Raw genomic sequence first — 8,033 nt, 5'->3', positions numbered from 1 at the left:
TCGTGGTGCCGCTGTATGGCGCGATGCTGAAGAACCCGTCCGAAGCCTCGTGGGGCAAATCGCTCTACCTGAAGGCACGTCCGCGCTACCACCCTGAGACCCAGGCGTCGGTGGACAAGCTGATGAAGAAAAACTGAAATACCCGGAGACCTTGATGTACCTGAAGAAGCCCCTTGCCGCGCTGGTTATGCTGGCCTGCTCGGCCATGTCCTTTCCTGCCTTCGCTGCGCCGGAAGCCATTGTTTCTGCAGCTGCCGCCGCGGCGCCTGCCTTTGATCTGGACCGCGACGTCAACACTGCCCTGAAAACCTTCAACGTGCCTGGCATGGCCATCGCCATCGTCAAGGACGGCAAGGTGATCGCGGCCAAGGGCTTCGGCGTGCGCAAGCTGGGTGATCCGGCGCCGGTGACGGACAAGACGCTGTTCGAGATCGCTTCCAACTCCAAGGCATTCACGGCAGCTTCGCTGGCCATGCTGGTGGATGAGGGCAAGCTGTCCTGGGACGATCCGGTGATCAAGCATCTGCCGGACTTCGCGATGTACGATTCGTATGTGACGCGCGAGATGACCATCCGCGATCTGCTGACCCACCGCAGCGGCCTGGGTCTGGGTGCCGGTGATCTGATGTGGTGGCCGACCACAACGTTCAGCACGGATGAAATCATTGAACGCCTGCGCTATGTGAAACCGGCCACCAGCTTCCGCAGCGCCTACGCTTACGACAACCTGCTGTATATCGTGGCGGGCAAGATCATCGCACAAAAGACCGGCAAGAGCTGGGGCGAGGCGGTGCGCGAGCGCATCCTGTCGCCACTGGGCATGACCACCACCACCACCAGCGTGGCGCAGATGTACCAGTCCGCCGATCACTCTTCGCCGCACAGCAAGATCAACGAGAAAATCAGCGTAGTGAAGAACATGCCGGTGGAGAATGCCATCGGTGCGATCGGCATCAACACCAATGCCGAAGACTTCGCCAAGTGGATGAATATGCTGCTCAACGAGGGCAAGTCGGCGGACGGCAAGCAGGTGCTGAGCGCTAAACAGCTGCGCGAAATCTTCAGTGAGCAGACGCCGATCAAGATCACCGATCCCAAGCCGGCGCTGGCGGCCACCAAACCTAGCTTCAATGCATATGCACTCGGCTTCAATGTACGCGATTACCACGGCCGCAAGATTGCCATGCACGGCGGCGCGCTACAGGGCTTCTACTCGCGTGTGATGCTGGTACCGGAGGAGCATCTGGGTGTGGCCATTTTCACCAATGCGGAGAACAGCGGCTCCATGACGGCGCTGGGCTGGCGCATCCTCGACAACTACATGGGCGCGGCGCCAACCGACTGGATCGGCATCATCGCAAGGCAGGAAGCGGAGCGCCATGCGGAGGAACTGGCCAAGATCGGCAAGGCCAACGCCACGCGCGCGGCCAAGTCTTCGCCGTCGCTGCCGCTGTCGGCCTACAACGGCGAGTACAGGGACCCGTGGTATGGCAGCGTGACGATCCGCCAGGAAGGCGGCAAGCAGCTGATGTCCTTCTCGCGCACGCCGGACCTGGTTGGCCAGCTTGAGCACTTCCAGCACGACACCTTCATCGTGCGCTGGAAAGAGCGCAACTTCAACGCCGACGCCTACGTCAGCTTCGCCCTGAACCCGGACGGCAGCATCGAGCGCATGAAAATGGCCCCGATCTCCGCCGAAACGGACTTCAGCTACGACTTCCAGGACCTGGCCTTCACGCCGGTCAAGAAAGCCGAACCATCGAAGAACTGATTCTTCTCATTCTGCAGACGATCTTCGAGATCGTCCTGCAGATTCTTATGAAGGGCGGCATGCTTCACCATGTCCGTCATTGGCCGCTGGTGCGCGCGCCGCGAACAGGCGCTGTTCCGCCTCGATCGCTTCAGTTATGGCTTCGTGTTCGCAGCGTGCCTGGTGGCCGTTCGCTTTGCACGGCAGTTGCACGATTAGCTTAATGACAGCACAGTTATCAAAGCGGATATCGATTGCGGCAAAGCGGCGAAATTTATTCGTAAAATTTGGACAAGTAGTGAAAATCTGTGACACTCTTTCATGTGCGAATGCAGCATAATACTGCTTTCGATAACACGAGTATCACTGAATGACCGAACTGTTTATCTCTATCGGCGCCACCTTGGGTGCATTGGCGATTGGTGTTTATGCTTTCGTTACTTTGATGAGCCATCTGCAATCGGCAAAGTAGGCATTTCCAGTTCGATGACGGTCCGCTTGTGGGCCGCGATTTCAGCAAGTCCGCGGCGATACGCGGGATAGCTGTTCAGCAGTTTGTCGAAGCTGCCGTCCGCCATGGCCATCTTCAGGCCCCGTTCGATGCGGTCCGCCAGCGCCGGATTGTCCCGGCTGACGAAGAAATAAAACGGTACGCGGTAATGCAGGAACAGGGTAGGCTCCACCATCAAACCTTCCTGCTCGTGCGCCTTCTCCTCCACCCACGCCTCGTTGGCCCCGCGCGGGAAATAATCGAAACGCCTTGCCTTCAGCATCGGAAACAGCGATGTGTAGCTGACGGCCGTCTCCACCGTCAATCCGTTATGCCGCAGTATATCCACTGAAGGCCAGTTGAAGCCCGCGCCGGCGCGCAGGCGGCGCAGATCGGCCAGCGTACGCACACTGCGGAAGCGCACCTCGTCCTCGCGCCGGATCAGGAAAGGGCGGTAATCGTTCAACTCGCGCAGCAGCGAAATCCGGACCGGCAGCAGGTCGTGCTCACGCTGGGCATTCGTTCCATCCCACATCACATTGATGACGCCATTGCGTTGCAGCTCCAGCAGCTTGCGTGGACTGGTGAGGTCGTAGGCGTAATAGCTGATGATGAAAGGCCCGTCATGCGGCTCCGTCTTTTCCATCACGAGCCGCAGCAGCAGCGGGAAGTAGGCCGTGTGCTCCTCCGACCCTGGCGCCATGGCAGGCAGCACCAGTTGCACCGGCGGCTGTGCCAGCGCGGCTGACGCGAGGAACGCCGCCAGCAGCAGGCAAACCTTATCGCGCAGGCGCAGCAGCATGAATAATTCCAAGCCGGTCAAGTTCCGTCTGCAATCCGGCGGCATAAGCATCGTGAAGCGGTGCGACGTTCACGAGAAATTTCTGGGCGCCCTCGACAGGCCACGAAGACAGCAGCGCTTCGCTTTTGCTCCACAGGCGCTGCAGATGCTGCAGCAGCAGGGGACTGGCTTTCACCTTGGCCCAGCTGGCCGGATAGTCTTCGCGCAGGGTGCGCAGATAAGCCAGCGTAAAGACCATGAAATCGACGGTCCCCGTCATATTCGCATCGACGGTGTTCCCGCCGCTGAACTGTTGGTAGATATCGCTGCCGATAAGGCTTCGTTCCAGTTCGGCGCCGGTAATGTGGGCATTCAACTCGTCCAGCAGCGTCGGCATATCGTTGCCGCGCTGCGGGCCAATACGCTTGAAGTAGTRCTGATAGCGCCCGATCGGACTGGCCTTCATGCTGGCCGGGACCCATTTTTCCGCCATCGCATAAGGCGGCGTATCGCCGAAGCGCAGCTCGGTGCGCCACACGGCGCCATCAAAGTAATAAGTCTTGTCGCCGCCATTGCAGCGGCTCAGCGCAAGATCGTAGACGTGGTTTGTTTCGTGGATGGCAGTCAGCAGGGAGGTCAGCGTGACGCCGCGCTCCGAGCGTATCCACCACAGCGCTTCCGAGCGCATGGCCTTGAACAGTACCGCGCCGGACGGAGTCTGCTCAAAATAATGTTCGACCGTTGCGGCATACGGCGCGTCGCCGGACGACTGCGGCTCGGGTTTGAACGAAAGCAGTGCGGCACATGGCCTTTCGTTAAACTGCGGCCGCGGCCCCGGCTCGGGAATACCTGCTGTCATTTCCGCCGCATGAGAGCAGGCGGCGGTGCACAACAGCAGGCTTGCAACCAGACGCACTTACTGAGGCTTCACAAACTTCAGCGTCATGCGGTCGCTTTCGCCGATGGCCGCATATTTGGCGCGGTCCTTGTCTTTATTGGTGTAGGTCGGAGGCAGTGCCCATACGCCGCCTTCGTGGTCCGCGTTGTCTTTCGGGTTGGCATTGACCTCGGACTTGCCGGCCAGTTTGAAGCCGGCGCGTTCGGCCATCTTGATCACATAGGCTTCATGCACATAGCCGCTGTCGGCCTTTGCATCCTGCGCCATCGCTGAAGGACGGCGGTGTTCTTCCACGCCGAATACGCCGCCCGGTTTCAGCACGTCGTACACAGAAGCGAACAGCTTTTGCATATTGTCGTCGCCAGTCTCGATCCAGTTGTGGATATTGCGGAAGGTGAGCACCATGTCCGCGCTGTCTTTAGGGCCGAATTTGTAGATGCCCTTGCCCGGTTCGAAGGCGCTCATTTGCACCTTGCCCAGCGCGTCCGGATGCTTGTTCAGGAACTCCTGGAATCGTGCTGCACCGCGGCGAACATTCTCGTTGGCCGAATCCGGCGTCGAACCGGCGGCAATCAGCTTGCCCTGGTCATGCAGATAAGGACCGAGGATCTCGGTGTACCAGCCGCCGCCCGGCGACAGCTCAACCACCGTCATATTCGGCTTGATGCCGAAGAAGTTCAGGGTTTCATACGGATGGCGGTACACATCGCGCTGCATATTGGCGGGTGTGCGCACCGGGCTGGCGACGGCCGCTTTTAGTGCATCGTCGGCCAGGGCTGCACCGGAATGGGCCACGAAGCCGCAGGCCAGCAGGCCGGCGAGAACGAATCGTTTCATGCGTTTGTCTCCTTGAGGGCGGGCGACGCCGCCGTGGGTCGCCTCGCTCAAATAATAATGATGCAAGATTGGTGGACTGTCCAGTGTCCGCGCGGACAGCATGCGGACAAGGCCGGACACTCAGCGGACACTGGCCGGACAGCATAAGCGAGGCGAGGCCCCGTGGTTGCAACCGTAAGACAGACCCACACAATGGCACAAAAATTGCGTAGGATGTGACTCCTGCAAGCCTGTCAGGAACCTAACAAAAACCCTGGAGAGACTATGGAACGACGTGCATTCCTCAACATGAGCGGTGGCGCGATTGCCGCCATGCTGATGCCTTACGGACGCGCCATCGCGGCCGACGAGCTGATTAAGCCCGTGGAAGTGAAGTTCAAGAAGATGCTGGCCGATACCGCCATGGGCGCGGCCACGCAAGCCGGCGCCACCTATTGCGACGTGCGCATCGGCCGCTACCTGAATCAATTCATCACCACCCGTGACCTGAACATCGAGAACGTGACCAACACGGAATCGGCAGGTGTGGGTGTGCGCGTCATCGCCAACGGCGCTTATGGCTTCGCCGCCACCAGCGACATGACTCCGGACGGCGTGGCAGGCGCCGCGCGTCAGGCCGTCGCCATCGCCAAGGCCAACTCCAAGCTGCAGACCGAAGCCGTGCAGCTGGCGCCAACGCCGGGCGTGGGCGAAGTGTCCTGGGCAACGCCGTTCAAGAAGGACTGGCGCACCGTGCCGATCAAGGAAAAGGCGGACCTGCTCATCGCCGGCAACAAGGCCGCGATGGAAGGCGGCGCGTCCTTCATCCAGTCGCTGCTGTTCCAGGTGAACCAGCAGAAGTACTTCGCATCGACCGACGGTTCCTACATCGACCAGGACCTGCACCGTCTGTGGATGCCGTTCTTCGCTACCGCCGTGGACAAGACCACCGGCAAATTCCGCAGCCGCTCCGGCCTGTCCACGCCGGTCGGCATGGGCTACGAGTACCTGGACGCGCGCAAGGAAGACAAGTTCAAGGCCGCCGGCGGCGTGACCACGCTGTACCGCGGTTCCTATGACCTGATCGAAGACGCCCGTGCAGCAGGCAAGCAAGCCAAGGAAAAGCTGACCGCCAAGTCGGTCGAACCGGGCAAGTACGATATGGTGCTGTCGCCGGAACACCTGTGGCTGACCATCCACGAATCCGTCGGCCACCCGACGGAACTGGACCGCGTGCTGGGCTACGAGGCCAACTACGCCGGTACCAGCTTCGCGACGCTGGACAAGTGGCAGACCAAGAAATTCAAGTACGGCTCCGACCTGGTCAACATCGTGGCCGACAAGACCACGCCGGGTTCGCTGGGCGCCGTCGGCTACGACGACGAAGGCGTCAAGTGYAAGCGCTGGGACATCATCAAGGACGGCATCCTGGTCAACTACCAGGCGACCCGCGACCAGGCTCACATCATCGGCGAGAAGGAATCGCATGGCTGCTCGTATGCGGATTCGTGGAGCAGCGTGCAGTTCCAGCGCATGCCGAACGTGTCGCTGCAGCCGGGCAAGAAGAAGCTCACGCCGGACGAGCTGGTGAAAGACGTGAAGAAGGGCATTTACATCGTCGGCGACGGTTCCTTCTCCATCGACCAGCAGCGCTACAACTTCCAGTTCGGCGGCCAACTGTTCTACGAAATCAAGGACGGCAAGATCGGCCAGATGCTGGAAGACGTGGCGTATCAGTCCAATACCCAGGAATTCTGGAATGCCTGCTCGGCCATGTGCGACGAGCGCGATTGGCGCATGGGCGGCTCCTTCTTTGACGGCAAGGGCCAGCCTTCGCAGATCAGTATCGTTTCGCACGGCGCGTCCACCACGCGCTTCAACGGCATCAACGTGATCAACACTGCCCGCAAGATCGGCTGAGCGCAAAGGACATAAACGATGAAGATTCTGAATCAGGAAGAGACCAAGCGCATTGCGGACAAGGTGATGTCCTTCTCCAAGGCGGACGAATGCACGGTGACCATCAACGGTTCCCGCACCGGCAATATCCGCTACGCGCGCAACGCCGTATCGACTGCCGGCCTGGTGGAAAACACCCAGCTGCAGGTGCAGGTCGCCTTCGGCAAGAAGCAGGGCACGGCCGTCATCAACGAATTCGACGACAAGTCGCTGGAAAAAGTGGTGCGCCGCGCTGAAGACCTGGCCCGCCTGGCGCCGGAAAATCCGGAGTTCATGCCGACTCCGGACAAACAGGTGTTCAAGGCTTCCGACACCTTCAGCAAGAACACCGACGCCATCGATCCCGAGTATCGCGCGCAGGTTGCGGCGTACAGCATCGAAGCCTGCCGCAAGAACAAGCTGGTAGCTGCGGGCTTCTTCACCGACCAGTCGGCGTTTGAAACTATCGCCAACTCGCGTGGCGTATTCGGTCACCAGGCCACGTCCGGCATCGACTTCACCTGCACCGTGCGTACCGAAGACGGCCGCGGTTCGGGCTGGGTGCGCCGCGATGCAACCGACGTGCATAACTTCGACCCGCGCGCTGCGGCTGAAGTGGCAATGGAAAAAGCCATGCGCTCGGTGGACGCCAAGGCGCTGGAACCAGGCCGCTACACCGTGATCCTGGAACCGGCCGCCACTTCCGACCTGCTGGCTTATATGTTCAACGGCTTCGATGCGCGCAGCGCGGACGAAGGCCGCAGCTTCCTGTCCAAGAAGGGCGGCGGCAATCGCCTGGGCGAAAAGCTGTTCGACGAGCAGGTCAATGTGTGSGCCGATCCGTGGGATAAGGACACCGCTGTCGTCCCTTGGGATAACAACACCATGCTGGCCCGCGAGCGCATGGACATCATCAAGAACGGCAAGATCGCCAACCTGAACTACTCGCCATACTGGGCGAAGAAGCAGGGCGCACGCGCGGTTGGCGCACCGGGCAATATCGTGATGGCAGGCGGCAGCAAGTCCACCGCGGAGCTGATCGCCAGCACCAAGAAGGGCGTGCTGGTCACCCGTACCTGGTACATCCGCATGGTCGATCCGCAGACCGTGCTGCTGACCGGCCTGACCCGCGACGGTACTTTCTATATCGAGAACGGCAAGATCAAACACCCGATCAAGAACTTCCGCTTCAACGAAAGCCCGGTTACGATGCTGAACAACATCGAAGAAGTGGGCCGTCCGGAAGTGCTGCAGGGCGACGAAAGCCAGTTCTCGCTGCTGATTCCGGCCATGAAGGTGCGCGACTTTAACTTCACCTCTCTGTCCGACGCAGTTTAATTAGAACCCCACGGCCAGGACC

The 8,033-nt window shown here is 60.3% G+C and carries 7 protein-coding genes; 4 read left to right on the top strand and 3 right to left on the bottom strand.

Annotation, left to right across the window (positions count from 1 at the left end; all coding sequences use genetic code 11):
- Positions 1-154: 154 nt before the first annotated feature.
- Together AB4Z11_RS15545 and AB4Z11_RS15540 are read left to right on the top strand one after the other, a co-directional pair.
- Positions 155-1,771, top strand: coding sequence for a serine hydrolase (locus AB4Z11_RS15545; protein ID WP_442026151.1), 1,617 nt, complete (start codon positions 155-157; stop codon positions 1,769-1,771).
- Positions 1,772-1,840: 69 nt separating this feature from the next.
- Positions 1,841-1,969 carry a hypothetical protein gene (locus tag AB4Z11_RS15540; protein WP_442026150.1) on the top strand — a complete coding sequence of 43 codons (129 nt, stop codon included), beginning with the start codon at positions 1,841-1,843 and terminating at the stop codon, positions 1,967-1,969.
- 218 nt (positions 1,970-2,187) lie between these two features.
- Here the strand turns inward: AB4Z11_RS15540 and AB4Z11_RS15535 are convergent, their stop codons facing one another.
- From AB4Z11_RS15535 to AB4Z11_RS15525, 3 genes are read right to left on the bottom strand one after another with little or no spacing between them, the layout of a single operon-like run.
- On the bottom strand, positions 2,188-3,042 hold the full coding sequence (locus tag AB4Z11_RS15535; protein WP_442026149.1) for a substrate-binding periplasmic protein: 855 nt from the start codon (positions 3,040-3,042) through the stop codon (positions 2,188-2,190).
- Complete coding sequence (locus tag AB4Z11_RS15530) at positions 3,020-3,880, bottom strand: hypothetical protein (RefSeq protein WP_442026148.1); 861 nt, start codon at positions 3,878-3,880, stop codon at positions 3,020-3,022. The genes AB4Z11_RS15535 and AB4Z11_RS15530 overlap by 23 nt, the downstream gene beginning before the upstream one ends.
- Positions 3,881-3,937: 57 nt before the next feature.
- Complete coding sequence (locus tag AB4Z11_RS15525) at positions 3,938-4,756, bottom strand: class I SAM-dependent methyltransferase (protein WP_442026147.1); 819 nt, start codon at positions 4,754-4,756, stop codon at positions 3,938-3,940.
- 264 nt (positions 4,757-5,020) lie between these two features.
- On the opposite strand from AB4Z11_RS15525, the gene AB4Z11_RS15520 reads away from it, so the two are divergent.
- Complete coding sequence (locus tag AB4Z11_RS15520; protein ID WP_442026146.1) at positions 5,021-6,655, top strand: TldD/PmbA family protein; 1,635 nt, start codon at positions 5,021-5,023, stop codon at positions 6,653-6,655.
- Between the two features lie 18 nt (positions 6,656-6,673).
- Positions 6,674-8,011 carry a TldD/PmbA family protein gene (locus tag AB4Z11_RS15515; protein ID WP_442026145.1) on the top strand — a complete coding sequence of 446 codons (1,338 nt, stop codon included), beginning with the start codon at positions 6,674-6,676 and terminating at the stop codon, positions 8,009-8,011.
- Positions 8,012-8,033: the final 22 nt, after the last annotated feature.

Origin of the sequence: Pseudoduganella sp. RAF53_2 (genome assembly GCF_052113985.1) — a bacterium.
Taxonomy (GTDB): domain Bacteria; phylum Pseudomonadota; class Gammaproteobacteria; order Burkholderiales; family Burkholderiaceae_D; genus Rugamonas.
Note: the sequence above shows the minus strand (reverse complement) of the source record. Positions and strands in the feature narration are given on the sequence as shown.

Bases quoted from the DNA above. Each gene is read 5' to 3' on its own strand.
- AB4Z11_RS15545 (WP_442026151.1), top strand. From the start codon at position 155: ATGTACCTGAAGAAGCCCCTTGCCGCGCTGGTTATGCTGGCCTGCTCG.
- AB4Z11_RS15540 (WP_442026150.1), top strand. From the start codon at position 1,841: ATGTCCGTCATTGGCCGCTGGTGCGCGCGCCGCGAACAGGCGCTGTTC.
- AB4Z11_RS15535 (WP_442026149.1), bottom strand. From the start codon at position 3,042: ATGCTGCTGCGCCTGCGCGATAAGGTTTGCCTGCTGCTGGCGGCGTTC.
- AB4Z11_RS15525 (WP_442026147.1), bottom strand. From the start codon at position 4,756: ATGAAACGATTCGTTCTCGCCGGCCTGCTGGCCTGCGGCTTCGTGGCC.